The organism is Candidatus Desulfosporosinus nitrosoreducens (assembly GCF_030954495.1).
Taxonomy (GTDB): domain Bacteria; phylum Bacillota; class Desulfitobacteriia; order Desulfitobacteriales; family Desulfitobacteriaceae; genus Desulfosporosinus; species Desulfosporosinus nitrosoreducens.
The window spans coordinates 159346-184489 of record NZ_JAVHUW010000048.1 but is presented as its reverse complement, the minus strand read 5'-3'; the positions used below and the strand labels follow the sequence as shown (position 1 = coordinate 184489).

At 38.4% G+C, this 25144-nt stretch carries 33 protein-coding genes; 14 read left to right on the top strand and 19 right to left on the bottom strand.

The window, feature by feature from the left end; translation table 11 throughout:
- Window positions 1-171: 171 nt before the first annotated feature.
- Both REC12_RS11585 and REC12_RS11580 read right to left on the bottom strand, forming a co-directional pair.
- Window positions 172-936 (bottom strand): N-acetylmuramoyl-L-alanine amidase family protein, encoded by a 765-nt coding sequence (locus REC12_RS11585; RefSeq protein ID WP_308894553.1) that lies wholly within the window; start codon window positions 934-936, stop codon window positions 172-174.
- A gap of 62 nt (window positions 937-998) precedes the next feature.
- On the bottom strand, window positions 999-1241 hold the full coding sequence (locus REC12_RS11580) for a hypothetical protein (RefSeq protein ID WP_308894551.1): 243 nt from the start codon (window positions 1239-1241) through the stop codon (window positions 999-1001).
- A 325-nt stretch (window positions 1242-1566) separates the two neighbouring features.
- Here REC12_RS11580 and REC12_RS11575 point away from each other — a divergent pair, with 325 nt between their 5' ends.
- Entirely contained in the window at window positions 1567-1767 is a 201-nt protein-coding gene (locus tag REC12_RS11575; protein ID WP_308894550.1) for a hypothetical protein, read from the top strand.
- Between the two features lie 362 nt (window positions 1768-2129).
- Here the strand turns inward: REC12_RS11575 and REC12_RS11570 are convergent, their stop codons facing one another.
- Complete coding sequence (locus REC12_RS11570; RefSeq protein WP_308894548.1) at window positions 2130-2588, bottom strand: hypothetical protein; 459 nt, start codon at window positions 2586-2588, stop codon at window positions 2130-2132.
- A gap of 638 nt (window positions 2589-3226) precedes the next feature.
- Window positions 3227-3550: a hypothetical protein gene (locus REC12_RS11565; RefSeq protein WP_308894546.1), complete on the bottom strand. Its 324-nt coding sequence runs from the start codon at window positions 3548-3550 to the stop codon at window positions 3227-3229.
- A 425-nt stretch (window positions 3551-3975) separates the two neighbouring features.
- On the opposite strand from REC12_RS11565, the gene REC12_RS11560 reads away from it, so the two are divergent.
- A complete protein-coding gene (locus REC12_RS11560; RefSeq protein ID WP_308894544.1) occupies window positions 3976-4464 on the top strand; it encodes a DUF6789 family protein in 489 nt (162 codons plus the stop codon).
- Between the two features lie 226 nt (window positions 4465-4690).
- On the opposite strand, the gene REC12_RS11555 is transcribed toward REC12_RS11560, so the two are convergent.
- Entirely contained in the window at window positions 4691-5065 is a 375-nt protein-coding gene (locus tag REC12_RS11555; protein ID WP_308894542.1) for a hypothetical protein, read from the bottom strand.
- Window positions 5066-5428: 363 nt separating this feature from the next.
- On the opposite strand from REC12_RS11555, the gene REC12_RS11550 reads away from it, so the two are divergent.
- Window positions 5429-6391: a hypothetical protein gene (locus REC12_RS11550; RefSeq protein WP_308894540.1), complete on the top strand. Its 963-nt coding sequence runs from the start codon at window positions 5429-5431 to the stop codon at window positions 6389-6391.
- A 195-nt stretch (window positions 6392-6586) separates the two neighbouring features.
- Here REC12_RS11550 and REC12_RS11545 read toward each other — a convergent pair whose 3' ends face one another.
- A complete protein-coding gene (locus tag REC12_RS11545) occupies window positions 6587-6946 on the bottom strand; it encodes a phage baseplate protein (protein ID WP_374214202.1) in 360 nt (119 codons plus the stop codon).
- 83 nt (window positions 6947-7029) lie between these two features.
- Between REC12_RS11545 and REC12_RS26630 the strand changes: the two genes are divergently transcribed.
- Window positions 7030-7167 carry a hypothetical protein gene (locus tag REC12_RS26630; protein WP_510167174.1) on the top strand — a complete coding sequence of 46 codons (138 nt, stop codon included), beginning with the start codon at window positions 7030-7032 and terminating at the stop codon, window positions 7165-7167.
- Between the two features lie 565 nt (window positions 7168-7732).
- Here REC12_RS26630 and REC12_RS11540 read toward each other — a convergent pair.
- The 3 genes from REC12_RS11540 to REC12_RS11530 form a co-directional block, all read right to left on the bottom strand.
- Window positions 7733-8152 (bottom strand): universal stress protein, encoded by a 420-nt coding sequence (locus REC12_RS11540; protein ID WP_308894537.1) that lies wholly within the window; start codon window positions 8150-8152, stop codon window positions 7733-7735.
- A gap of 645 nt (window positions 8153-8797) precedes the next feature.
- Window positions 8798-9586, bottom strand: a complete 789-nt coding sequence (locus REC12_RS11535; protein WP_308894535.1) for a YibE/F family protein — start codon at window positions 9584-9586, stop codon at window positions 8798-8800.
- A 3-nt stretch (window positions 9587-9589) separates the two neighbouring features.
- The gene (locus tag REC12_RS11530) at window positions 9590-10732 is read right to left on the bottom strand and encodes a YibE/F family protein (protein ID WP_308894533.1); all 1143 of its coding nucleotides are present in this window, start codon (window positions 10730-10732) and stop codon (window positions 9590-9592) included.
- Between the two features lie 1263 nt (window positions 10733-11995).
- Here REC12_RS11530 and REC12_RS11525 point away from each other — a divergent pair.
- From REC12_RS11525 to REC12_RS11485, 9 genes are all read left to right on the top strand, one after another.
- Window positions 11996-12160: a helix-turn-helix transcriptional regulator gene (locus REC12_RS11525; protein WP_374214200.1), complete on the top strand. Its 165-nt coding sequence runs from the start codon at window positions 11996-11998 to the stop codon at window positions 12158-12160.
- Between the two features lie 141 nt (window positions 12161-12301).
- Window positions 12302-12493 carry a hypothetical protein gene (locus tag REC12_RS11520; protein WP_308894532.1) on the top strand — a complete coding sequence of 64 codons (192 nt, stop codon included), beginning with the start codon at window positions 12302-12304 and terminating at the stop codon, window positions 12491-12493.
- Window positions 12494-12498: 5 nt separating this feature from the next.
- Entirely contained in the window at window positions 12499-13632 is a 1134-nt protein-coding gene (locus REC12_RS11515; RefSeq protein WP_308894531.1) for an FtsK/SpoIIIE domain-containing protein, read from the top strand.
- Window positions 13598-14254, top strand: a complete 657-nt coding sequence (locus tag REC12_RS11510) for a replication-relaxation family protein (protein WP_308894530.1) — start codon at window positions 13598-13600, stop codon at window positions 14252-14254. The genes REC12_RS11515 and REC12_RS11510 overlap by 35 nt, the downstream gene beginning before the upstream one ends.
- A complete protein-coding gene (locus tag REC12_RS11505; RefSeq protein WP_308894529.1) occupies window positions 14251-14463 on the top strand; it encodes a hypothetical protein in 213 nt (70 codons plus the stop codon). Before REC12_RS11510 ends, REC12_RS11505 begins: the two co-directional genes overlap by 4 nt.
- Before the next feature lie 57 nt (window positions 14464-14520).
- On the top strand, window positions 14521-14997 hold the full coding sequence (locus REC12_RS11500) for a hypothetical protein (protein WP_308894527.1): 477 nt from the start codon (window positions 14521-14523) through the stop codon (window positions 14995-14997).
- A gap of 652 nt (window positions 14998-15649) precedes the next feature.
- Window positions 15650-16090 carry a hypothetical protein gene (locus REC12_RS11495; RefSeq protein WP_308894525.1) on the top strand — a complete coding sequence of 147 codons (441 nt, stop codon included), beginning with the start codon at window positions 15650-15652 and terminating at the stop codon, window positions 16088-16090.
- An 18-nt stretch (window positions 16091-16108) separates the two neighbouring features.
- Window positions 16109-16315, top strand: a complete 207-nt coding sequence (locus REC12_RS11490) for a DUF6019 family protein (RefSeq protein WP_308894523.1) — start codon at window positions 16109-16111, stop codon at window positions 16313-16315.
- Window positions 16316-16438: 123 nt separating this feature from the next.
- Complete coding sequence (locus REC12_RS11485; protein WP_308894521.1) at window positions 16439-16687, top strand: hypothetical protein; 249 nt, start codon at window positions 16439-16441, stop codon at window positions 16685-16687.
- A 511-nt stretch (window positions 16688-17198) separates the two neighbouring features.
- Here REC12_RS11485 and REC12_RS11480 read toward each other — a convergent pair.
- The 9 genes from REC12_RS11480 to REC12_RS11440 all read right to left on the bottom strand — a co-directional run bounded on the left by REC12_RS11480 (window position 17199) and on the right by REC12_RS11440 (window position 24120).
- Window positions 17199-17894 carry a restriction endonuclease gene (locus REC12_RS11480; RefSeq protein WP_308894519.1) on the bottom strand — a complete coding sequence of 232 codons (696 nt, stop codon included), beginning with the start codon at window positions 17892-17894 and terminating at the stop codon, window positions 17199-17201.
- Between the two features lie 12 nt (window positions 17895-17906).
- Window positions 17907-18158, bottom strand: coding sequence for a response regulator (locus tag REC12_RS11475; protein WP_308894517.1), 252 nt, complete (start codon window positions 18156-18158; stop codon window positions 17907-17909).
- Window positions 18159-18213: 55 nt separating this feature from the next.
- The gene (locus tag REC12_RS11470) at window positions 18214-19302 is read right to left on the bottom strand and encodes a hypothetical protein (protein WP_308894515.1); all 1089 of its coding nucleotides are present in this window, start codon (window positions 19300-19302) and stop codon (window positions 18214-18216) included.
- A 180-nt stretch (window positions 19303-19482) separates the two neighbouring features.
- Entirely contained in the window at window positions 19483-20922 is a 1440-nt protein-coding gene (locus REC12_RS11465; RefSeq protein WP_308894513.1) for an Ig-like domain-containing protein, read from the bottom strand.
- 262 nt (window positions 20923-21184) lie between these two features.
- Window positions 21185-21760, bottom strand: a complete 576-nt coding sequence (locus tag REC12_RS11460; RefSeq protein ID WP_308894511.1) for a phage holin, LLH family — start codon at window positions 21758-21760, stop codon at window positions 21185-21187.
- Between the two features lie 115 nt (window positions 21761-21875).
- Window positions 21876-22748 carry a DUF1906 domain-containing protein gene (locus REC12_RS11455; RefSeq protein ID WP_308894509.1) on the bottom strand — a complete coding sequence of 291 codons (873 nt, stop codon included), beginning with the start codon at window positions 22746-22748 and terminating at the stop codon, window positions 21876-21878.
- 61 nt (window positions 22749-22809) lie between these two features.
- A complete protein-coding gene (locus tag REC12_RS11450; protein WP_308894507.1) occupies window positions 22810-23178 on the bottom strand; it encodes a hypothetical protein in 369 nt (122 codons plus the stop codon).
- A gap of 52 nt (window positions 23179-23230) precedes the next feature.
- Complete coding sequence (locus REC12_RS11445; protein WP_308894506.1) at window positions 23231-23533, bottom strand: hypothetical protein; 303 nt, start codon at window positions 23531-23533, stop codon at window positions 23231-23233.
- 89 nt (window positions 23534-23622) lie between these two features.
- The gene (locus REC12_RS11440) at window positions 23623-24120 is read right to left on the bottom strand and encodes a C40 family peptidase (RefSeq protein ID WP_308894504.1); all 498 of its coding nucleotides are present in this window, start codon (window positions 24118-24120) and stop codon (window positions 23623-23625) included.
- Between the two features lie 129 nt (window positions 24121-24249).
- On the opposite strand from REC12_RS11440, the gene REC12_RS11435 reads away from it, so the two are divergent.
- A complete protein-coding gene (locus tag REC12_RS11435; protein WP_308894502.1) occupies window positions 24250-24474 on the top strand; it encodes a DUF378 domain-containing protein in 225 nt (74 codons plus the stop codon).
- A gap of 149 nt (window positions 24475-24623) precedes the next feature.
- On the opposite strand, the gene REC12_RS11430 is transcribed toward REC12_RS11435, so the two are convergent.
- Complete coding sequence (locus REC12_RS11430) at window positions 24624-25130, bottom strand: DUF4376 domain-containing protein (RefSeq protein WP_308894500.1); 507 nt, start codon at window positions 25128-25130, stop codon at window positions 24624-24626.
- Window positions 25131-25144 lie beyond the last annotated feature (14 nt).

Genomic DNA, 25144 nt, shown 5'->3' with positions numbered 1-25144 from the left:
CAATAAAGGACACCGTTATGGAGCCTCATTGCTCCTTACAAAACGACATAAATACTCTTAAATGATAGCGTTCTCCACTGCTACATGTCTAGGCTTTTTCAATACCTAATATAGTATACATTATTTTAAATATTTGGCTACTGCGGCATCCGTAAAATATTTGATAAATCATTAAAGCAGCACATCATTCGGATGATTCGTTGTCGGCCACCCCACAACGATTAATTTCTTGGCACTCATAGCATCCTTAGGTACGGAATGATCGTCCGGCCGGATGAACAAGGCGCAATTGCCATTTTTAACCGAGACATCTGTACCCGCCCAATAATCTTCTTTGGTATAAAGTAAAACAGCCACTTCCAGCATATCCCTTCCCCCTTCCAGATATTGAATTCCAAAATAGTCACAAATTCCCCGGGCATGAGCAACAGCTAGGGCCTTTCGCACATTGGGGTCTTTAAGTTTTGCGGCATCGGCTGAGTTGTCAATGAACCCATTTTCAGTCAAAATAGCCGGCATGCTCGTTTCTCTAAGCACTAGGACGTTTTGCACGGTTACCCCGCGACTGGCCCATCCGCCCGCCTGAACAAGGTAAGGCAGCACCTGATTAGCTGCCTTCTGAGCGTTTCCGTCTAATTCTGAGACTAGGACCTGTTCCCCCGTTCCTCCTCCCGCATTAACATGAACTGAACAAAACAAGTCTACAGCGTTTTGTTCAGCCAGCTTAACCCGAGTCCAAAGTTCTCCGTTAAGATTACCTTCCAGATGCCCGGGGGCGTAGTCCCCGTCCCGGGTTAGAATTGTGACGATTCCATGGTATTCCAACAAAGTCTTTAACTGCAGACATATATCCAACGTAATATCTTTTTCCTGCAGCCCAAAACCAATGGCGCCGGAATCATAGCCACCATGACCCGGGTCAAGACATAGTTTCACTGCTGAATCCCCCTTGCCCTTCTATTCAATGCTCTCATAAACTTGCCCAGTCTTGAACTGGTTTACAAAAAGTAATGAACTGTATCCATTACTGTTACGACAAGAGCCACTGCCCCAATAATAAATGTTGCCCACCAACGCCGACTGCTTACTTCCCGGTCTTTAAAAACCTCGAACTCTTTCCTTGTGACATACTTTTCAACCATAAGCAAGTGCAAGCGGTCAACAGCATTCTTGACTTCCTTAACATCACTCTTGATCTCCATGACATCTTCTTTGAAGGCTTGGGTTTCAGCATCTCCCATCCTAATTCCTCCGTGTTTTGCCAAATTTAACATTAACCCTCTGGGAACATTCACGGCTATCTGATAATATCTCGTTCCAGTTTATGCGCTCGAAAGGTTAAATGTTCACAGGTCGTCCCAAGTGCCATTGAACCACTTGAACCCTGTACGGAGAAAGGAAAGGAACGCAACTGCTCGTAAAATCAAATCATAACCGTTTTTCTCAAGCTGGAGAAAACAAGAAAGCAAATTCAAAGCTAGGGATGAACATCTAATAGACAAGCTGAATAAATTGTAGCAATCAGCTTCCGCATCTTATACGAACCCAAAGAAGGAGGTGAATAATATGATTATTGCGGCTGTAATTATAGGAGGAGTTTTAGGAGTCTTAGGAATTATAGGAGCTTTATGTGCCTTGGGAATTTTAGGAACCATAGGTATTCTAGCAGCCTTAGGAGTAATTATCGCTTTATTGTTAGTTATTATCTGGGAGCTGCGGCGATTGCCAAGGCCGACCTTTTTTCCCGGTCCATGTTATCCTTTCTAGATAATCCGCAAATTTTGGTCTAGGTATTTATTACCTAGGCTTTTTTTATAAGCTATTTTCAAGCAAAATAAAAGCACCCTGCGTCTCTTTGGCAAATAATGTTTTCTTTGGTATCGTTAGAGCTCAAGCAATGACCGATCAATCCTTACAACTTTATTCCATTATTTTAAGAAATAAAAAATATCCCCCATCAAGAGGGGGGACATGTGAGGGATATTGTCTGGGAATGACTAATATATTTTATGCATTGTTAGTTCTAAGGTTACATCTTCTCTGTATCCCTTTACATATTCAGGCTATTGAGCTTCTTTCTTCAGGTCTGTCCTTCTTAACTCTCTTTTAATCTAAAAGGTTAAAAGGATTTAACCTTTATTTTCTGCTAAGACACAATTTTTAATTAAGTACTTTCCAAATAACAGGCCCTGGACAATGCCAAATATAATAGTGCCCATCAGTTCTACATAGTAGTCGTTTATAGGTCTATAGGGGATAAGTTTACGTCCTTCGATAAGCCACATGAAAAATACTTCCAAAATCAGCCAGCTAATTAAACTGGAGATGATACTTTTCATTTTTAAATAGTCCCAGCCAACCTTTTCAAGTGAATAATAAAAAATGAGAGCTAGACAACTGGCTACTATTATGGTACCTACAGCTCCAAGAACTAGATTAGGCCTATCCAGCGTTATAATTAAACTGCATAATTCATATACATCATATTTACCAATTCCTAAATACACCATCAATGCTGTAAATAATTCATAGGGAATTGTTGCTAAGGCACCGATCAATACGACAAGAATGGGTTTGTCAAATTTCAAAATTAATCATCCCTTTTTGACGCTTTATTCTCGAAGTATTATTACCCACTTCATAATTAAAAATTCTCTTTGTCCGTTCAGATACCAACTCATTTCACAACTCTCCTGCAAGTGGCAACTAGCTGTTTCCTTGTTCTGAAATTATAGCCGCAAAGAGATTATCAGAAGCCCACGTCTGTTGGATTTTCAAGGATAAGGAAACCTAGCACATAGGCAGCGATAAACGAAAAGAGCAGCCAAATAACCCAGTAGGATTGGATAAGAAGGTTCTTAAATTTCCTTTTCTCTACTATCTTCGATAAAAGGGCAGCATCTCGCTGTGTTGGCCAATAGGATAACTCAGGTTGAGGCGCTGACGAATAGAATGGAGCATTGGATGGTCTTATCCCCCTGGCTTGATTCATAAATATCCCTCTTTCGATATTACCAAATATAGCTTTGATTTTCCAATTGCTTAATCCCCATAATCACTAACATTACAACAGAGAAAACAACAAATGATAAACTTATGCCTAAAAAAGAAAAAGGTATTGCGTAACCGATACCTAAAAACATGTTGAAGCACCTGCCATTCATATTGCAATTTAGCGTCCAATTTTTATTCTTATTAAGGAGTTTTAAGACTCTCCGAAATCTTTTTATATATTTCCTTGTATTTTTGATGTTAATTTTTTTAGGAGTGCAAGAAAACAATTGGAATAAAAATGAGCTATACCTAAATTTAATAATAATAAAAATAAAGTAACGGGGACACGAAATTCAAATACTTTAAATTCAATTAAGATGTCTTCTGTTAAAGCTTCTTGCTGAATATAAACTTTGATACAACCAATTTGGGGAACAAATAAAATACCTACTTGAAGATAAGTGGTTAGGGGAAAAAATACCTGTACTCCAGCGGAGAGAAGTTCGACAGTGTCGATAGGTTTCGTCAGATCTGTGTTTAGAAAAATATCAGGCATTCTACATTTCCTCTCGTGGCGGAAGATATGGCTTGAAAAGAAGGTACAAAATTCGCAAAATAATTAAGGAAATTAATAATAATAGCGTATTATATGGATAAAACTTTCCATAATAATTGAGAATGTCCATGTTCATTCTCCAATCCTTAAAACTACCACGATTACATTATATAAGATAAGGATTTATTCCAATATATTTCCTGCGTATTATTTGTGTGCTTAACCATTTAGGAATTTTCAATGCTGTATGCTATTGATTAAACTATTTACTTCAAGATAATACCTATTGGAATTTTGCCCTATCTTGGTTATTGTGACCTCCGCGCCGAAAGTAGCTAATCAATAACTTCTGAACAATTTGCAAAGCCTAATTTGTATTGTGTTTCGCGTTGTGGGTATCATATTGTTGAAAGGAGGTTATAACTATGAAATTTCGAATTACTTATTCACATGATCGAGTTATGCATGGAGCGATAGCAGGACTTTCTGGCGGCATAATTCAGTCAATTTTTGCATATGTAGAAAAGATGCTTCATTTTACAGATAGAACATTTATTGAATATGGGGAGATACTTATCTTGGGACAGCATAAACCCCTCGAAGGGCAATTGCTCGGATTAATTTCTCATTTGGTAAACACTGCCTTTTGGGGGATTGCTTTTAGTTATATTATGAAATATGGACAGAAAAAGTATTACGTCTCAAAAGGAATAGGTTTAGGATTATTAATATGGTTGCTTTATACAAGTATTGGCAGCTTATTCAAATTGCCACTTTTTAATGTTGTCGAACCTAATGTAGGGTATTTTTTACTAGTTGATGCTGCGATTTACGGAATAATAATGTCATTAACATACAGATATCTGGATAATAAGTTGCTGGATGACCCTGGCTCTTTAGAAGGATTTCAGTAAATCCGAATACTTTAGTTTTTTCCATATCCTCTCATGGTTTTAATTTTGGGCAAAAGAAAAACACTCAAAACTGAGTGCTTATATGTTGTACTATTAGTTTTTGACCAAAGGAAAAAGTAGCCCACCCTAACACGGAGGCTACTCTTTCGTGACCCAACGGCCGCATACTCTGCGGCTAAGTTGTACGGCCAGGATGTTCCCGCATCCTGGTTTTATTTTAGCTTTATTAAGGTGTTAGGGATATAACTTTTGAGTTCCAATTGCAATCCACGCTTTCCATAAGGAAGCGACATGTATTAATAGGAGCTTGCTGAAACTGGAGTTGAGATTGGGGTTCCTGTTCTGGTTGTGATTGGGCTTGAGGCTGGTATTTACGGAAAAATTCTATAGCGTATTCTCGATTTGTGTATATAATTCCCAAACGGCTATAAACAGCATTTAGGTTGTTCACGATATTTTGATACGCTTGTGCAGGCATAGTTGACTTCATTTTCCCTGATTTAAATAATTCATAAGTCAAATCTGCCCCTGCCCATACTACTGAATATTCACTATCGCCATAAGTCAGATATGTGCCAACATCATATTGAAGTGCTTGCATAACTAGATTTCCATTTAAGTTATATCTTAAATATAGTTACTTCCACATAAGCATATTATCCTGAGCTACTTGTGAAACTGGCTGCTCAATAGTTTTTAGTTTTTCGGAAGTTGGAGTAGATTTTTATTTCTGGCAAAGAGATTATAGGCATTCCATGATACAGAGAGAATAACAAAAAGCGCCAAAGCCCAGAACTATTTATTTTTATAAAATTTCATCAAATCCCCCCTTATTTAACACTACCATATATTCACAGTCTAGGGGATTGATTTTTCGTTCAAAAGTTCGACATTTTTTTATAGAATTTCCTATTTGTTTGAACGTATAATGATTCCAAGATAATGCGAAAAGGAGTCGATATATTTGGATGAATCTATTGATCTTTCACAAGAGCACCTCCCTTCTTCAAATGAGATGGCTGTCACGACATGCGGAGAAATTAACCCTGATCAAGCCCTTTCTTTACCCCAAAAGGACGCAAAGAAGCGGAACTTTTCAAAGCGTAAAATAATTTTGGTATTATCGTTAACCATCGTTGTTATTGCGGTTGGAATAATTGGAGTTAAATATTATTTGAATTACCAAGAAAACCAACGGGCTGCCGCGGCTGCAAAAGCTATACATGATGCCGCCCTTAAAGCCTCTAAAGCGGCATTTGATTCGGCACAACTAGAAATAACTCCCGACCTCTATAAAGAGGCTATTACTGATTTAAAAAAAGTCATTCCTGATGACCCGCAGTATTCCCAAGCTCAAAAACAAGTCGCAATTTTAAATAGTGTTTCTGATATAAGCTCTTTAATACAAAAATTAAACGGCGATAGAGAAAAGGCCAATTCGGAATTTCAGCAACTTGATAAAAATAGAGAGCTTTTAAGAGATTCGCTCAATTCCGCTATCCAAGGTCCTCTTTTAACTTCATCAGCCGCTACTCCTTACATTAAAAAATTAGAAGATGCCTACAACCAATATTCTACCACTTCAGATAATATTATTCAGGATATGTCTCAACTCTCCAATGATATTGGTTTAATTTCTTCCAATACCTATTTGTCATCTTTTAGTAATTCATCACAAATATTATCAAATTACCAAGACATGACTAATCAAGTCATGTACATTAATTCAAATATTAAACATATAGTTGATTATATGAAAAGCCCTTCATCTGGTTATAATTTTTCAGATAAAAACACAAATACAGATGCCTATAATAGACTATTTGAGGATTCCACTAATATTAAACAAGAAATATCCTCTTTGACTGGATTTTCCAATGGTAAAATTAATAATTTACTAGAAGAAGCCAAAAAATTAAACCAATAATGTAATACGCTCTCCTTGCAGCAGGAAATGATAGCATATTAAACATTTACCCAGCCAATAATTTGCTAAATAGCTCTCCAAAGCTATTTACACCAAATTTAGTAAATATCTGCTTCAACGTACTTTGATCCGGATTTATCGGATTAAGCACGCCCTTATTGGTGCTGTCTGTTACCCGGGGTCGTGCGCTAAATTTTACAGTTTTGGTTGTATTTCTTTAAGGGCCACAGTGGCCTTAAGGGCATATTTCGTCGTGTAATCATCCGGCACAGAAATAGTTTCCACGAGCATGTTTTTAAATAAACCAAACTTGCACATTACCTGAACTGGTACTCTTTGCTCCTGCAACATTTGTAATACCTTAAATGCCTCAAGGGATCTTGACTGCCCTTGGGAAAATTGGCCTGAAATAATACTTGTTGCCACATCGCTCACGCCAATTAACATAGTCAGCTCGGTTGGATTTATGAAAGCATGATCATTAATATTAGCCCCCGTTTCTACTGGGTGGTTTGTTATGGTTAGGGATCTTAAGTAATTTGTGCATGGTGACATCAAAGAAATAGCCTCCAATATTATCTTTGACGTAAATTAAGGACTAAATAGCCTTATACTGAAGGGATTGTGCATTATCTAAGGTGGTAGCAGCAAACTTATTTAGGACTACTCAAGCTGAGGAAAAGCTTAGAAGAGAAAATGTTAAGGGCAAAGACAGTGCTAACCGCGTTCAATATGAAGTTGTCAAAGCAAGGCAAACAATTAAAGACCTCGAATGAGATTACGCGTAAAGCTGGCCACGCCGATCCTGCCACCCCGGAACCTCCATCAGAAATTACTCAGACTCAAGGCGCCAAAATCATTGCTTTTCCTAAGCGAAACTTGGCCTGAAGATCGTATACAGCGATATGCATAAAAAATACATCCCTAACTTTTACTTTTGGGGATGTATTTTTTCTTATAAGGTATAGTTAAGTACATTTGGGCGACGTTTTGGCGACGATTTACTCTAAAGGATCATTTTCCATAAAACACAAAATCCCGCAATCTCTTGCGGGAGTAGTGTTCCAGTGGAGCCGATGGTCGGAATCGAACCGACGACCTGCTCATTACGAGTGAGGTTTATTGTGTTTGTGAAGTATAGTATAGTTTGGAAAACCTTTGGCGCAGGCTAAGCCTCAGAGTTTTGGATTTTGTTCGATTAGGTAGTTTTAGGCGGCATTTAGGAAGTTTGGGCGACGATTTGGCGACGAATTTTGCTCTTATGTCAAGCTGGTGAACGTGTTACATTTTCTATAACATCGTTGCACGTATTTAGTGTGAGATAAAACGAGTAATGACTATTTATTTTGTAATTAAAACAGAACATTTTGCTCCGTAGAGGACACGTTGACTAACACTACCTAATAAGCAATCAACTATTGCTCCATAACCACATCTCCCCATAATAACCAAGTCGATATCCTCGTCTTGAATTTCTTTTAAAATAACTTTAACTGCATTGCCCTCCATTATCTTCTTTTTTAAAGGAACTCCACTTGTGTCGACTTTTGTAAGTGTGGCATCTAAAACAAACTTTCCTTCTTGTTCAATTTGTTCTGGTGAAATTATATACATATTAAGACTAGAGTCATATGTGATAGGCTGGTGCATAACGAACATAAGCTCTACTTCAGCGTCAAATTTTCGCGCAAATTCCAAAGCTGTTTTCAATGCCCGCCGAGAAGACTCTGAAGCATCAGTTGGAACTAATATCTTTTTCATTATAACCCCTCCTCTTATGACTTTTTCCTAAGTTACGTTTTCACTTCTGCTTTAATCATCTCACAACTCTCCTGCAAAGTAAGGGGAAACTTGTCTCACAAGCATAAAAACCCCCTCTCTTGCCTAAGCGAGAGAAGAAGTCATACTTGCAAATAACAAAGGCCTTCGCTAAGAGGGATTGTTTAAAGGAAAGGAAGAAGAATGAGAGAAAGTATATGTTAACCGCTAAGGCGGGGTTTGCTTTTCTATTCCGTAGCTAAACACCCTTCTTCTTTAAAATGCATACATATTTAATAGTAAGTGATTACGAGATACAAAATAAAATGCTTCATGCTTGCGCTCCTTCCTTCGCTTAATCGCTTTAGAATAATATTATTATGCAACAATAATCTGAAACTGGTCTGAGAAGTAACTAATTTTAACTAAAAAAAGAGGCCCCAGCACTTTTGCTGAGACCTCTTTTAAATCATCGGCCGACACCGGCGCTTTTAATGCCTATTCACGCCCTTATTTTACGGTATATACTCGTCTACTTCCCAGTTCCGTATTGCTAAAGTTAATTAGCCAGCCAACCTCAGATTTTCTAAAACCGCAATCGACACTGTCGCATGTTGATAATTAACTGCAAGGGTTATATTTCAATAATTAATCGATAAGATCAGATTTTTTCGCCTGTTTGGATTGAGAATTTAAAAATATGAAAGTTGAAGAAATAAATGCGGTAATAGGAATTATCAGAATAACACCTATACCACTGCAAATAATCTGAAAGACTTCTGAACAAAATACTTTTGCATTTAACATGTCTGAGATAGAGTAGTTAACCTTAACAAACCTGATAATTAACGTTATAAATCCTCCGATATAAGCGAAAAGCAAGGTGTTTGTCATTGTTCCCAAAATATCTTGACCAATGTTAAATCCTGACTTGAATAAACTACTCTTAGTGATATATAAGTTGTTTTTATATATTTCATTCATAGAAGAAGAGATCGAGATGGAGACATCAATGATAGCGCCCAACAATCCCAACAAAATCTCACAAAAAACTACTTTAGAAAAATCCAAGTGAATACCAGATGATTGTATTGGAATATACTCCAATTGTTCAAGGTTAAATCCCTGTATATTTGCATCTGTTCCCATTTTGTAAGTTAATAGCATTGTCAAAATTACAACTAATATTACAGATAATAGCGATGATATAGTTTTCCTATTGATACCATTAATGAAAAATAAAGTAATGGAGCTGATAACAATGCACCCTATAATGGTCACTTTGATTGGGTCAAGCTGATTCGTTATTAAAATCAGCATAATTAAAAGGGTTATGAAGTTTAAACACAAACTTAAGAAGGAATTAGCCCCTTTTTCTCCCCCAACAATGACCATAAGGAACAATAGAATCAATAATAGAATAGCTGAGACATTCATAATTCAAGATTCTCCAACTTTATTTCTTTTCAACAGAAATACAGAAACATAGATGCTCACAGGAATACTGATAACAATTCCTATGCATCCGGTAAGAGCCCGTACGATTTCAAGAGAGATATTGATATTCATTATATCAAGAATTGAAATATCATTGATTAATCCGAGCAAAATAATAGGGATACTTCCACTAAAATAAGCAAAAATTAATGTATTAGACATCGTACCCATAATATCTTGCCCAATTTCTAAACCTGATTTTAGAAGGGTATTCTTCTCTATCAAAGGATTTTTATGAAATATTTCCTGTAAAGACGAGGAAATAGAAATGGCAATATCCATAATTGCGCCTAAAGTACCGATTAATATCTCAGCCATAAATATTTGTTCAGGTGGAAAATTAAAAAACTCCATTTCTTCGTAATGAATTCCGTTTGCATGCAAGAGCGTTATTACAGTATAAGTTATTAACATGGAAATAAGAGTACCGGCTATAGTACTTAGGATTGCGGCAAAAGTCTTCTTTTTTATTCCGGTTGCCAATAATAAAGACCCGATAATAAATATGACACATGCCAAAGAAGAAATAACTATAATGTTATACCCAAGTAAAAATAATCTGATGACGACAGAAATAATAACCACATTGATAATTACGCTGGTCAAAGACCTTAATCCCTTAACGCCTCCTATTAAAGAAATTAACAAAACAAATAAAATAGAAACATAAACAAGATATGTATCCCGTTTAATATCTAAGATTACGGCAGATGTAATTTTTTTATCTTGATTTACTTGAAGTGTGACAAAAACTTCATCATTCAATTTTAAATCCAAGTCGGTAGCATGAGAATATGTTGTTGAATTCTGTAGTTGAATTATTTCTCCTTTATGAGTTCCGTTCATAATGATTGCGCTAATTTGTTGTTTTGTAATTTGTTCATTACTGGGATGTTCGGTAGTTATTGAGGTGATTTTGGCAATTGTCTTAGTATAAGAATTTTCATTAATAAATTTAAAGTAAAAACCAATTATACAAATAATTATCAATAGCAAAACGACAAAAGGTAGTTTATAATTATTAAAATTTATATAAGTTTTAATAAATTTCTTCAATTTATTATTTTCAGAAGGTATCCCCGTCATTCTATTAACCCTTTTCTTGCTTATTTAAAATCGTCATGGAATCCTTTTATTTTATCAGATGTACTTTGAAAAACAAAAAAGCCCCCTCATTTTGAGGGGAAATAGAGGAAGAAGAGGGATGGTGAAAATAAATAGGGTCTATGTAAAATGCTGTAGGTGAAGACCACTAGAATTAGCATATACTTTATTTATGAGCTAATCATGTACTTTTTATGAAGAATGTATTAAACCTAAAAATGGGAAATAACCTCAATTTACTGCCAGGAGAGAAATTTGCGGGTAATCGTATAAGGATTTATGAGTGTCAGAGCGAGATTCACGGACAAATGAAGCAATTTCAGCTTAAGTACGGATTGAATAGTTGCAAATGATTTTTATATAAGATTTAAAACATATGCATCAAAAAGAACCCCCACCCTTCGATAGGAGTCCAAGCAGGACGATTGATTTGACCATGTCATTTTGCCCGGAGCTCGGGTTATTATACCGACGTAATCCCGTTATGTCTAAAACTTTCAGCGTTTCTCGTGGTATTAGATCTAATGCGCTTTTTGATCCTAATGCTTGCGCCAATTCATCTAAACTCCGATGTAGACCATTATGCCTCTCCCTTTAACCATGTCCAAAATTCCCAGTTCAAGATTTCCGCCTGCAAATTCCTTTTCAAGTTTATTCAAGGGCTACTGGGTCACACAGACATAAGAACAACTAAAATCTATACTCGGCTTCGAAGAAAACTAAAAGAAAAAGCAGCCTCGAAAATAGATGGTCACTTAAGGAAAATGAAAAACACCCGAAAGATGTTAGTGACATACACGCTAACGTTAGATGCGGGAGACTTCTTGCCAAACAAGGTTAAAATTGGGTTGCAACGTTAGAGGTGAAAGTCAAATAATTATAAAACACAAAATCCCGCAATCTCTTGCGGGAGTGGTGTTCCAGTGGAGCCGATGGTCGGAATCGAACCGACGACCTGCTCATTACGAGTGAGGTTTAGTACGACTGTAGAGAAGGGCGCAGTTTGCTAAATCCGCTATTCATGCGCCATTCATGATTTTTAAAATTTGTAGTGTTGGGTCATTAATGGCACCTTTTTGTACATTTGGGCACCGAATTGGCACTACTTATTTTGTATGCAAATTGCACCAGGCTGCACTTAAATAAAGGAATTCTCCTCCACAATGTGGAATATTGCTTATATCTATATAAATAAGCAGGTGATTATATGGGGTAAAGAATCGTCTTAGAGAAATACGACATGAATTGTTAATTGACAAACAAACTGAAATGGCAGATCTATTAGGGATAACACAGCAGCAATACAACCGATATGAAAAACAGCAAACGCAACCGTCATTAGAGGTTTCGCTAAAGATAGCAGATAAGCTTAAAAGACCAGTAGAAACTATATTCTATATTGGAGAGTAAGGCCCCGAAGAAATCTTCGGGGTTTTTCATATGTAGGTAACATTTGCCATGATTTATTTTACTACTGGACAAACAATTTTTACGCTCTTTTCTCATAGTCTTTACCACTCGGTAGCAAAAAGTAAGCAAGGAGGTGGCAAAATGGGTCAAATTGTACTCCGGGCAAAGCTTAGGAAGTGGCAGGATAGGGATATTGAGAATGCCCTCATGAGATTAAAGCTTGAACAAGGCGAGAGATCTTATTTGGTGCGCAGAGGTGTTAGATTAGCTCTCAAGGAGCGCGGCGTATTAGAAACTATCGACGACATTGAAACTGCGATAGAAAGGGGATGATGTAAATGTCTAACCGAAAGCAAAGCCTCTTAGAGTGGTCCTTAGATCAACTCATTAAGCAATATCGTAAAGATGAATCAGAACTATTTTACAAAGTCGAAGAGGTTATCTCTGCCTCTCGGCTTGAGAATAAGGATGGTATTCGCCCTAACTTAATTAAAAAAACCGAGTCGGAAAATGGATGGCACTTAATCTTTAACCTCCCACCCGATATTACTTTGGATGATTTTGAAAAGCGCAGAAAATCATTTCAGACATTTACTAACTCCATCGTTGAATTTAAAAATAATGGTCCAATTATCATCATGTCGGTTTACAGAAAAAAACTTAAAGAGATAATTCCGTTCCATTTCGATCCAAGGCCATATTTAAAAACAATGCTTGCTCCCCTTCCTATCGGTTATTCTCCAACGGGTAAGTTAGCAGTAACTGATATGGCATCCGTCCATCACATGCTTATTAGTGGAGTAACCGGATACGGAAAAACATCCGGACTTTTGGGCATGGTTACTTCTCTTCTAATTGCTGGATGCGAAGTTTCTGTAATTGACAAAAAGGCAATAGACTTCCCAATCCTCTCTGATTATCTTGAGGTAGCTATAACTGAAAATGAAACTGAAACTATGCTCAAAAAGACAGTTAAGGAAATGGAGATAAGAGCCGAGAAATTGCGCGATGCTAAAGCTCAAAAAATTCAACAGGTTAAAGACATGAAATATAAAGTTGTAATCATTGATGAAGCAGCAGACATCGAAAGCAATAATTCCTGGGAGGCAATTGACAAATTGGTTCGCAAGGCAAGAGCTGGAGGTATTGGCCTGATCATAGCAACACAAAAGCCCTCGGCTAATACTTCTAAAGGATTTACTGATATCCGGTCAAACCTTGCAGGTCGATTATGTTACTACGTCAATGGTGATTCCACGGATAGTCAAATTGCTTTAGGCAAAGGTAATTCAAGGGCTGCAGAACTTCCCGCAATTGCCGGCCGTTGTATTTGGAAATGGAAAACTGAAGAAATGCTACAATCCATGTTTTTGGATACTGAGGAGGCTATTAAAATTTTGCAAGAAAAAAACATCCCAAAAAGAGAAGTGAAACAGGATGAACAATCGCCAGTTCTCCTCCCACCGGGATAAGCAAGTTATTCAAGTAGTTTCGGCCTGCAAAGCTATGACTACTCAACAAATAGCGATTCTTCTCTTCCCTGGCAAAGCCGGACTTCGCAAATGTCAGCAAAGACTTAAGTACCTCGCAGATCACAAATTAATTAACTTTATAAAGCGCCCCTTCTTTGATATGCCTAATGTTTACTATCTCAAGAAAGAACCCTCTTTATCTGCCCTACAGCATATCGTAGCCGTGACCTGGATTTATGTGTGGCTGTCAAAGCATTATGAAGTTGAGCATTGGGAAACTGAAGTCGATTTCGGTATACTTCAGTGCGATGCCTTATGTAAGCTCAAGGAAGGTTTATGGTATTTTATAGAATTTGATCGCTCAATAAGCCACAACGGATTCAAAAAGCCTATGCAGTATTCTGAACTCTATAGCAAAGAAGGTATGCTAGGTTCTGATCTTCTAAAGAAATTAGAAAATCCCTCCAAGTTTCCCCGGATCCTTATTATTACCGATAGTGCAAAACGAGGCGTAAAGATAAAGAATAGCATCAAACAAGATAATCCCTATGGTATCGGTTATGGCCTGGAGAAAAATGAAATTTATCTTTACGATGAAATTCTGAAGGAGGTAAACGTATGAATACTGCTATAGTCCCGGTATTTCTCGCTATTGTTGGGCTCTTCCTTATAGGTGGAATAGCAGCCAATATTGTTGAGAAGACCGGTCAACACGGTCCAGACATGGCTAAAACAATAGTCATGGTTTTGACGGTGGCAGGACTGGGAATAACTGTTGGTATTTTATCTAATATCGTGATGGAGATTACAACGGTATTTAATTTACGCTAAGGAGGGATTGCATTGTTTCTTGTACTCCGAAAGAAGATTATTAAACGATCCTTAGGCATGGCCCTTTCTCTTATCTTTGTCGGGATTGCATTGATTCGATCAGTACCCACTCAGGCGGCTGAACTCAATCCCGAATTAACAGCCGGTGAATTAAAATATGAAAGTTTTTCGGATCAAGAGCTTAAATCCATGGGTTTTGTTAATGGAATAGGAAAAATTATCATCTACAATGCCAAACAAAAAGCTATTTGGAATGCCCGAGTTGAAAAGGCCAGGGAGAATGTTGCTATTGCTAAAAAAATGCATAGAAAACCTAATGCTAGGGATCTTTACCTGATCGAACGAGATGAGCAAATCAAGAATCCTCCTAAAAAGCCCTTTGTGGAAAAGTGGTTTGGTAAGTCCACAACACAGATGATCCAATATTTTAAATCCGGGCAGCAACCTCCTGATGCAAAATTCGTTTTCGGCAGCGGCCTTACGCTCTCCGGCCTATTAATGCTTGTGAAAATTTTAGCGCCGCTCGGGGTATAGTCAGTCGGTCATTTCGCTTACGCTCATTCCCTCCTTTGGGTGCTTATTCGTTACGTCTATTCTTGTCTATGTTCCTTGTTTATCTGAGGTTTAGGGATTTTTATAGTTCTTTAATGTGAACGATTCAATGATTGTCTTACGAACGATCAAGTAAACGTTGGAAAGGGTATTTAAATCGTTCGTTAGCGTTATTCGAATAATCTGATAGAATAAACTTAAGTAAGAGTCGAAGGAAGGTGAAGCGTTGGAAGATAATCTAGAGATACTTTATTTAAAATGTCCTCATTGCGGAGAGGTTAGCAAGACAGATCAGTGGATTACAATAGCATTGACTACTACCCCAACCTCTGCAACCTTTAGCTTTGGAAGCAAGCCCAAGAAATCCGAAAGTCTAATATGTCCAAAATGCAAAAAGGACTGTCATTACTTAGATATTGTCAGTGCCATGGTAAAAGAATCCTCTAAAATAAAATCATGATATAAGTTTCAAAGGCTCCGGCATATGCCCGGGCCTTTTCTATTATCCATATTAATTTTGTCGCAATACCATTAAGAATGTCGCACGAAAGGAAATAGCCTATGCGACACGAATTTTCTACATGATCTTCCTTAAACAAGAAATTATATTTAAAGGAAAAGGAGTTGGGATTATTTGAAAGCTTCATGGAACATGAAAATCGCAGGTATATTTATTGCACTATTATTGGCCGTTAGTGGATGCTCTAGCAATGCCGTACCAACAACAGCCGCCCCCACGAAAGTAGAGGATTCAAAACAAAGCCAGACTTCGGAACAACAAGCCACAACACCTGTAAAAGATGCTGCACCTACCTCAAACGTTTCGGCTACGCCAGCCTCAGCACCTGTCGTTTCCGCTGCGCCTGCCCAAACTCCTGCCACGCCAGCTGTTGTAACGCCTTCTCCGGCGCCCAAACAAACTGGCCAGACGTTAACTGTATACATCACTAAAACTGGAAAGAAATATCATCGGGATGGATGTCGGTATTTATCGAAGAGTAGAATTCCAATTAGCTTATCAGATGCAGAAAGCGAAGGCTATGAGCCATGCAGCGTCTGCAATCCCCCTCAGTAGGAATGAAAGGATGATCCTATGAATGACATGGTCGTCCCAGATTACACCCTCATTTCCGCGATTATATTACCGATCCTGGGTCTAGTTATCATCTATTTTGTAATCAAATTAGCCGTCAAAAACGGAGTCCGAGAGGCCAATAGAAAAATGTACGATACAACTGAGCGGATTGAAGATTTACTTAGGGCCTTAAACTTGCAGTTAACAAAAAAGGAGAGCGATTAGGCTCTCCTTTCTCAATTTTCGGCGACGCAAAGGTGAATCCCAATATTTACTTCTTTATCTAGAATGCTTGTTTTGATAAAATAGAACATACATTCTAGATTTTGCTTTTGGAGGGAAATTTAAATGAAAATACTTATGGCTCCCATCGAAATGATAGCTTGGTTCGATATCCCGGGCACCCCGCGGCCCATCCGATTTCGCCATGATGGGAATATTGTTAAGGTTGAGATGATTACCAAGATATCAGAGGAAGGACCCGTCATAAAACAAACGAAGATTTATGATTGTCAGAGCGAGATCCACGGGCAGATGCGGCAGTTTCAGCTTAAATATGAACTGAGCACATGCCGGTGGTTTCTATGGAAGATGTAAGGATTCGGCAACGCAAAAAGCCCTCTCTTAAGTGGAGAGGACTTTGACTTTTTTACTTACTTGCTTGGCGGTTGCACAAGTTCGAAATCATCTAAATTAATTTTTTTTATTTTTGAAATTAGGTTGTTGGCAATTTATTTTTGTTCTCCCGTAAGTAGGGCTCTACTGAAACCAATCTCGATACAATACTTTATCAAGTCTTTTTCCTCATTACTTAAGTCCATGCTATTTCCTCCTTTTTATTTTACTTTTAATCACAATACCAGAACCTGAGCTATTTAGCTAGTCCTCTGATCTTTGGCAAGTAAAAAATCCCCAATCGCATTGACGAGGGATTCAGAAAATACCCATGGCTCACTAGCAACATACATATTATGTCCAAGCTGGTGAATGTGTTACCTGTTTGGCCTATGGCTAGGGCCAGGCGAGGACGTCAATGGAAGTCAAAAATTAATCACCTCATGGTGAGAGTAAGAATTTTAGAATAAAATCAATGGGAATTGAGAGTGATTTAATCAGATTCATGGTTAGATTTATTTTGCTGCGCGGGATGATCAGAAATATGTTTTAAAAAATCAGTATCAGTTCTTAGTCCGCTTATTTTTGCCTGTATTATATTGATAAATGATTTCCCTTGGGCGACTAGCCTAAAATCTAAAATATTAAAGTCGATAATGTAAATCCTATGTGAGAAATCTTCCTTAGAAATATGTAGTTTTTTAACAAGCCCAGAACTGGCATTCCAGCCTTTACCAGAAAGCCCGTAAAAGGAAAAAATCACTCCAAGCCTGCATGTTGGTTGCAATAAGGAGTAAAATTTTCCAACCCAAGTAACACCTATCTTTTTGTTATAATTTTTACACTCACCTAAGAAGGTATCACCCAAGATATCGATATGTTCTTTGAACTCTTTGCCCCTAAAGTTAAGTTCAATAATTTGATCAATTTCATTTGTGCTTGTACGCAAATTCCTTTGGACTTTAAAAACATTTGATTTCTCAAGTAAAAATGAAACAATATCCTCTAATGATTTACCTTTAACCTCTTGTTTTACTTTTTTATTATTATTTACTAATATTAGATTATCGAGCAGTAAGTTATAACGCTCTTTTTCTTCCTGATTGAGACGAGTAATTTCATTAAAAAATTCCTCTTTATTATCGAGAAATTTAATCAAATACTGCTTTGTAGTCATTTCTCCAGCCATTATATTCACCTATTAATCAGATATCATTTTATAAATTACGATGGAATTATCCAAAGGATCTAATCTTTCCCCGCAATATTCACAGTCTAATTCATCAGGGATTCCCCCAAAAGTTTCAAATATTGGCCCTTTGAACTGACCACATTCATGGCAATATAACTCATAATTTACTTCCAGGAGTCCCAACCTTTTTAGTGCATCAAGAACTTTGTATGCTTGAGATTGAGATATTCCTAATTTTCTTATAAGTACCCCTGGATACACCCATTCCCCCTTGTTATAGCTTTGAATAAGCTCTATAAACTTGGCCAAATTATTCTCAGATAGCATCTGGCTGTTTATCAAGTTTATCTTTAAGTTCAATAAGGTGTTTTGTAACATTATCCATCCTCTCCAATTCCTTAAGAACTCCTGTATATTGAAGCAAGGTGTACTCTTCTTTATAATAATTATGTTGGAATTTCACTATAACATCCTTGGTTTTGACTTTGTTTTTCCAACATAATGACATCCAAGGCAAATCGGAAGTTTCTTCTGTATTTGTAATAAAATCAATTAGTAGCTGGTTGATTACTGGGCTTTTTATGAATTCGTCTTCATGCTCTTTCATGAGTTCTTTCAGCTCTCCAAGTAATGGCAAAACATAATCTTTATTACTTTCCAGTGTTACCTTTCCACCTTTTTTTAAATCCATTCTTTTTGCACTTACTGTTAAATCAGGTAATTCGGATCTATCTACATAATCTAATATTGGCTGTAAATTAAAATTTTCAAGGTTTAATGCTAGATTAACTTCAGCCCAAGTTGTAGCCAATTTGATCTTATCCCTATAAAACGTTTCTCCGTCTTTGTAATATGTGTTGATTCTATCAAACCGAACCTCTAGAACGGGCATATCTTTATGTATTACTATCAGGATAGGATATTTTAGTTTAGTCTGCGTATTAGTGCCAGGTAGATATCCCTTATATTTCAAGTTAAACTTAAAATAAAGCTTCGAGTCATCTTCAAAAAATGTGGGGGTTTGAAATCTTGGAGCTGCTACACTGTCTGGATCGATAGCCAAAAGAACATCGAAAACCTCAGGGTCCGCTACGAAGGGAATTATTTCCCCGACTGTTTTTAGTCTTTCTAAGGCTCCCTGGTTAAACCCCGAATAAATAAATAGAACAGCGTGTTTATAAGGTCGAATAAATTCCCATTCTTCTATGAATTTTATTGCCTCCTGGTGCTCCTCCAAGCTTTTAGAAAGACTTGCTTCTATTGTTAGATCTTCATCCTTTTGTTCTAACTCATCAACAATTATTCCTTTATCTTTCAGGATTTTAACAATTATCTCTCTGATATATTTTGGATAGGAATTAGTCACTGTTTGTGAAACATAATCTTTATACAATTCATACTCCACCTAAAAGACCCTCCAAACTATATGAACTTTTTAAAAATTAACCAATTTACTTCTATAAGAACAATACAAAACCCTGCATAATACTAAAATTTCTTCTATTTCTTAAATCACTTTGAATTTGTACCATGCATAAAATCCCTCCCCTGCCTAAGCGAGAGAGGGATTCGTATAATTTTTTAGTTAATTAACTCTTACATAAATATAATAAGTCTTGCCGTTTAACTCTCCCTGAACGATGCACAAACCATTCGCCACTGCGGTGACTTTTCCGGTGTTGTCTATAGTAGCGACACTAGGGTCCATCGTCGTCCATGAAACAGTTGAGCTGTTATCGGATATCCACAAGCGCTTAGACTCCCCTGCTTTAAGATTCAGGGCAAGCCTAAAATTTTCGGCACCTTTCATCACCTTAACCGGGATATAGTCCGTAAATGTCCCATCGCTATTAGTAGCCGTAATTTTGCATTCACCCTCTTTTATCGCTGTCACTTCTCCGTTAGCATCAACCGTTGCTACTGTCGGATCGGAAGACATCCAAGTCAGGGTCGCATTATCACTAAGATTATCGCTGACGCTGAGTTGTGCTTGCTCATTTATGTCCAGAAGTACATAAAGGCGGTCATCGGCTGGAGCCGGAACGGTAGCCGAAGCTTCGTTTGAATTAGCGCTCTCGCCTCCGCTGGTAATCGCCGTCACGACATAATAATAAGCTGTTCCGGCAGTTACCGAAGTATCACTATAACTTGTCCCCGAAACGTTTTGGGCTATAGAAGTATAAGGTCCGCCGGCCGTTGTCGATCTCTTCATATTATAGCTTGTAGCGCCAGTGACCCCATCCCACGCTAGACTTATTTGTCCATTACCCACAGTAGCCGACAAGTTCGTTGGGCTACTCTGTAAAAGAGATGAATCGTATGGTTGATATCCTGAAGGTATAGTATACTTGAATGAAGTCGCGCCAAAATTAGTTGTTGCTGTTGCGTTTATACAGTAAAAACTAATCATTGGGTACCACGTTGTCCCTGATATGCTTCCCGAAAACTGCAATGTGCCATTTTTCTGAAATGCAATGGTGTGCGCGTCTAAGTCTAACAAAACACCAATAACATCACCTGTCGTAAAGGTAGAATAAACACCTGTAGGTCCATCAGCACCGAATCCTCTTTTCATTCCTGCATTACCATATGCAGCCACATTAATACTACCTGCACTTTGTCCATTTATGTTAAAATTTTTGTTAGCAATACCGATATCAAAAAAATCTCCACCTGCAGTTGTGCCAACATTATTAACTGTAACTTCCCAATAATACTTTCCAGATTCCCTTCCCACTGTTGCACGAATACCGCACCAACTGTTTGCGCTCTTTGAAACATCTAATAAGCTACCATCAGACAAGACAATGCTACTGCCTTTGTCATCTGGGTTCCATGTTACATTTCCCTCAGCAAATGATACAGTTGGCAAGCTAAGTAGCATTACAATTAAAATAAATAAACATATTAGTTTCTTTTTAAACACATTAAGCCTCCATATAAAATAAAGTATTCCTTTTTTATCTTGAATGATAATTGCAAACATTTCTTCATGGCTGTCGATTTCTAATTTTAAATAAATCACTTTAACAATATTGAGGGTTCACCACACGTTGTTGATTTTTTTAATTATTGTTTTGCCATTATAGCCTTTTATCCCCAATTCCTCCTTCCTCCTACTTCATAAAAATCCATAAATATTTCTTAATTGTCTTTCTGTTCTTGGTGATTTAATTTTATCACAACTCTCTCGCGAAATAAGGTGAAACTTGTCACAGTAACGCAAAAAAGCCCACTCCCTTGATTGGAGGTGGGCTTTCATTTTAGCGTCCGGCAACGCTGTTTATTTATTGTGCAGGAATAACGTTTTCGGCAGGGGCTGGCGCAGGGATTACCTCGGGCTGTGATGCAGCTGCAACCGGCGCAACATTCACCGTCAAAGCCATCTTGCCAAGTTGCTCTTTAACCGTATCGGTAATCAAATCAACCGGTACGCTTGGAGCTGTTTTCTGGACTTCTTCCTTAAACTTTTGCACTTCTCCCTGGATCATGGCCGTGATTTCATCTTGCGTATACGGCGTGGCGGTTCCAACTAATTGCGCTAATTCATCCTTGGCTTTTTTGTACTCACTCTCGATTAGACCCTCCCACTCAGAGTCCGTCATTTTAATTCCAGCTTTAGCAGCCAGTTCTTTTGCCTTACCAAGCGCAGCATTGTATTTACCCAAATCGGCAGTAATGCCATGCTTTTTGGCAGCTTGCACCGCGAAGTTTACGGCATACTGAGCGATACCGGCAGCAGTAGCAAGCTGTTTCGCTGTAAAGTGTTTCTTAAGATAGACTCCGGCCAGCGCAATAAGAGCGCTTACAAGTGCCATTGCAATGTCAGTGAGTGAACCGGAAATAATTGATTGAACATCCATATAAATGTACCTCCTTAAATTTCGGCATAGAAAAGCAACCTGTAAGAATTACTTACAAGTTGCCCTGGTGAATCCTCGTCTGCCGGGGCGAGGAAGAATTACTTATTAAAAATTATTAAGCTAATTTCCCTGCTACATAAGCCTGGGCAACAGCGTTAACAGTATCCAAAGCTTTATCCCCCGACAAGTAAACCTCATTAGGCCAGCCCAATGCGGGACCACCCACCGTATAGATTTTACCTGCCTTCTTCGCGTCCGGATGAACTGCTGCACTCCCATTTCGGCAGAACATTGCACAGCCACCATGTAGGTCTGCAATAGCTTTTGCGATTGAATAATCATTAGCCGTGAAATAAACGACTGCGAAATCCATCTCAAATTCGCTCTCCTTTACATCATCTATTTGATACAGTTCATTAGGTCCCCATAGCCCAGCGTCATCATTGACATAATCCCGATCCACCGCGATCCCGGCTAAGCTGGTATCATTTTGATACTGATAAATATGATTTGGCTCCGTCTGTCCTCCTGACCATGCATAAGTCTGGAAGTATCGATCCGCCACAACAGACTTCATGACTAAGTAAGGTCCATAAACCCCCATGAGATATTTACCGCCCAGGCCATCCTTTACACCCTGGAAATAATCCTTGATAGCCAACATGTCGGCAGCCGGAGCGTCATAATCAACCGTGAAGTAGATTGCCACACCATCAGGAGCCCCAAGGTATTCGGCTTCAGATATCGCGGCCGCGGCGTCGGAAATACCTTTAGCATAAGTAAAATAACTCTTGTTCGTTGGAGCTGACTCCCAAATCAAAAAAATAGATAGCCCGGCAGCATGGATCGCCTTGGCTTCGTCCGGAGTAAGTGATTTCGCCCAACCGCGCTGATAGCCAAGATAACGACCTACCGCTAATATTCCTGCTTGCCTTAAGGCCTGGACGCTAGTTGTAGTCAGTCTAGTCGCGCAATCAATACCGTTCATTTCGAATCTCCTTTCTTATTAAAAATCCAAAAATAAAAGAGCCGCCCGTTTAGGTGACTCTTTATAGATCACATTGCCGTATTACGTCAGGTATCTTTACATGTAAATGTGCCAAAAGCATCTTAAGTTCCTCGCGCTCATTTCTGGCGAGGGCCAACTCTTCTTTTACAAATGCTAATTCTTGCATAACTGCATCATGCGTCTCTTGATCTCTCTTTTCTCCTGCGCGGCCAAGAACATTTTGGCCAACCATAAGCAGAGGCAGCGCCCAGAGTTGTACCCAACCTGACCAATAAAAAATTTGACTTTGATAGCGAGCTAATATGGGAATCAGAGGTAATAGGCCGTAGATAAAGAAGGCGTAAAACATCCACATCGTCCCGAATACAAGCGTTGCCTTCTCGGCAAGAAAATCATTGAGTTTCCTCATTACAATTCATCATCTCCTATTGCCTATTATAGTAGCATAATGTGGACCTCACTCAAAATTTGTCCACCTTCTCCTCAACAGCATTAATTCGAAGATGGGCAGATTTGGTGCTTTCTTCTACCCTCGTTACCCGTTCGGACAAAGCATTTAAGCTCTTATTGGTATCTTTTTGTTCCAATAAAACATCATCGGTTCGATGCTTGATATAGGCTATGTCTGATTCTAGGGTGCCTCTTACTGTTCCGGCTGAATAGGAGTCCTTCTTAATCCCCCTTGAGTATCCTATATAACTAAAGATGATCGCGCTCACAGAGCCTACTGCCACTATCAGCGAAATTGCTGTTGTTTGATCCAAGAATGTCCCCTCCTCGGTAGCCTACCTTAATTAGCTCGTCCTATCTTTCTGTATAAGATATGTAGTCAGGCTTCTCGTGGTTCCTTAGTTTACAACTCCCACAAATTATGATTCTCGATAATCCTAATTCTCGGCGAATAACTCAGGCCTGCCGGTGTAACGTCCCCCGGCTTCCGGTCTGGCCGAGCAATGATTCCTTGGCTCCGGGCGCAAAGGTCAACGAACGCAGAGCAAACAATTTTCTTTTTCTCTGCCAAGAGTCCTGGTATACGCTCTAAGCCCATTTCCTCTAAAATACCGTTAATCACAAAACCTGCGTCCTGGCGGAAGCTATATCCTTCGCCTAAGCGACTCCGGCCAAAATCGACCATTCCTTTGAGCTGTTCGTCAGTGACATCAATGAATTCGAATACTGCATATCGTTCATATTCAATAGGATTCTCCTGTATTCCGTTGGGAGTCGCCTCAAGTATTATGTTTTCTCCAGAGACAAGCGCAGCGTGGGTAAATCCGCTGCGCTCGAAGAATGCTATTCCGTCCGATATGGGGCCTGAGCCTTGGACGAGTATGAAATTTCCGGGTTTCATGGGCAGACCTCCTTTTGGGGCATAAAAATAGCCGTCAAATGACAGTTAAAGATAACGATGACCCCGAGTATAAAATCAATAAATTTTGCAATAATAGAAACAAACTACGGATAAGGAGGACTTTCTAAAATGAATTGGTTGGCAAAAACCGCTTTAATACTTGTAATTATCGGTGCTATTAATTGGTTATTAGTCGGTGTGTTTCAATGGGACCTTGTGGCTGCTATTTTTGGCGGAAACGCGTTGAGGTCCTCATCTTCATTAAGCCGGATAATTTATGCAATAGTTGGGCTTGCAGGTCTTTACTCTATCTCCTTTCTTTTTACTGATAATGGAATTAAGTCTAATCAATAATTTCAAAAAATGTTAATCGCGTCAAGATGGTAAAGCCCTGATGACTTTATCTCCTATTTATATACTTAACCTCCTCTATGAGCAAAGACACCAGTTAATGTGCCTTTGCTCTTTTTTGGCAATAAAATAACGCCCTCTCGGCGCTTAGATTAAAACTGAACTGTTATTGCGTTAACTTGGTCAACCGTTGTGCAGGCGTTAACCTGAGTAATATAACTATGCTGCTGAGCATCTAGGGGTTTTGCAAATGCGGCTATATCAGCTACCAACTGATTATACTGCGTTTGATCCAAGGTAACGCTCGAGCCGTTTTTTGGATGCACCGTAACCGGGAAAGCCGTCGTAGGACTCAAAAGGACCTCAAGTGCTACTTGCATAAATTTCATTTGATCGGTTGCAGCATAGCCATAAGTCAGGGCTGTCCCGCTTGCCGAAGAAGTAAAACCTACTGCAAGCTTTTGATTATAAAGATCATTAATTTGAGCTAACTTAGACGTCTGAACATCTGATAATACATCGCCATTTATTTTTTGGTCAGAAAATACTAAATAGTTACCATCAATGAGATTTCTAATTTCAATTAAAATTTTATCTGTATTTTCAGTAATGATAGCCTGTTTATTAGCATCATCTGTATATTGAATTGTTGTAAGCATCAATAAACCTCCAA

What these genes read in the sequence shown, in the direction of transcription:
- REC12_RS11580 (WP_308894551.1), bottom strand. Translation starts at nt 1,241, where the DNA reads ATGGGAGATGCTGAAACCCAAGCCTTCAAAGAAGATGTCATGGAGATC.
- REC12_RS11575 (WP_308894550.1), top strand. Translation starts at nt 1,567, where the DNA reads ATGATTATTGCGGCTGTAATTATAGGAGGAGTTTTAGGAGTCTTAGGA.
- REC12_RS11565 (WP_308894546.1), bottom strand. Translation starts at nt 3,550, where the DNA reads ATGCCTGATATTTTTCTAAACACAGATCTGACGAAACCTATCGACACT.
- REC12_RS11560 (WP_308894544.1), top strand. Translation starts at nt 3,976, where the DNA reads ATGAAATTTCGAATTACTTATTCACATGATCGAGTTATGCATGGAGCG.
- REC12_RS11555 (WP_308894542.1), bottom strand. Translation starts at nt 5,065, where the DNA reads ATGCAAGCACTTCAATATGATGTTGGCACATATCTGACTTATGGCGAT.
- REC12_RS11545 (WP_374214202.1), bottom strand. Translation starts at nt 6,946, where the DNA reads ATGTCACCATGCACAAATTACTTAAGATCCCTAACCATAACAAACCAC.
- REC12_RS11540 (WP_308894537.1), bottom strand. Translation starts at nt 8,152, where the DNA reads ATGAAAAAGATATTAGTTCCAACTGATGCTTCAGAGTCTTCTCGGCGG.
- REC12_RS11535 (WP_308894535.1), bottom strand. Translation starts at nt 9,586, where the DNA reads ATGAATGTCTCAGCTATTCTATTATTGATTCTATTGTTCCTTATGGTC.
- REC12_RS11530 (WP_308894533.1), bottom strand. Translation starts at nt 10,732, where the DNA reads ATGACGGGGATACCTTCTGAAAATAATAAATTGAAGAAATTTATTAAA.
- REC12_RS11520 (WP_308894532.1), top strand. Translation starts at nt 12,302, where the DNA reads ATGGGTCAAATTGTACTCCGGGCAAAGCTTAGGAAGTGGCAGGATAGG.
- REC12_RS11515 (WP_308894531.1), top strand. Translation starts at nt 12,499, where the DNA reads ATGTCTAACCGAAAGCAAAGCCTCTTAGAGTGGTCCTTAGATCAACTC.
- REC12_RS11510 (WP_308894530.1), top strand. Translation starts at nt 13,598, where the DNA reads ATGAACAATCGCCAGTTCTCCTCCCACCGGGATAAGCAAGTTATTCAA.
- REC12_RS11505 (WP_308894529.1), top strand. Translation starts at nt 14,251, where the DNA reads ATGAATACTGCTATAGTCCCGGTATTTCTCGCTATTGTTGGGCTCTTC.
- REC12_RS11500 (WP_308894527.1), top strand. Translation starts at nt 14,521, where the DNA reads ATGGCCCTTTCTCTTATCTTTGTCGGGATTGCATTGATTCGATCAGTA.
- REC12_RS11490 (WP_308894523.1), top strand. Translation starts at nt 16,109, where the DNA reads ATGAATGACATGGTCGTCCCAGATTACACCCTCATTTCCGCGATTATA.
- REC12_RS11485 (WP_308894521.1), top strand. Translation starts at nt 16,439, where the DNA reads ATGAAAATACTTATGGCTCCCATCGAAATGATAGCTTGGTTCGATATC.
- REC12_RS11480 (WP_308894519.1), bottom strand. Translation starts at nt 17,894, where the DNA reads ATGGCTGGAGAAATGACTACAAAGCAGTATTTGATTAAATTTCTCGAT.
- REC12_RS11460 (WP_308894511.1), bottom strand. Translation starts at nt 21,760, where the DNA reads ATGGATGTTCAATCAATTATTTCCGGTTCACTCACTGACATTGCAATG.
- REC12_RS11455 (WP_308894509.1), bottom strand. Translation starts at nt 22,748, where the DNA reads ATGAACGGTATTGATTGCGCGACTAGACTGACTACAACTAGCGTCCAG.
- REC12_RS11450 (WP_308894507.1), bottom strand. Translation starts at nt 23,178, where the DNA reads ATGAGGAAACTCAATGATTTTCTTGCCGAGAAGGCAACGCTTGTATTC.
- REC12_RS11440 (WP_308894504.1), bottom strand. Translation starts at nt 24,120, where the DNA reads ATGAAACCCGGAAATTTCATACTCGTCCAAGGCTCAGGCCCCATATCG.
- REC12_RS11435 (WP_308894502.1), top strand. Translation starts at nt 24,250, where the DNA reads ATGAATTGGTTGGCAAAAACCGCTTTAATACTTGTAATTATCGGTGCT.
- REC12_RS11430 (WP_308894500.1), bottom strand. Translation starts at nt 25,130, where the DNA reads ATGCTTACAACAATTCAATATACAGATGATGCTAATAAACAGGCTATC.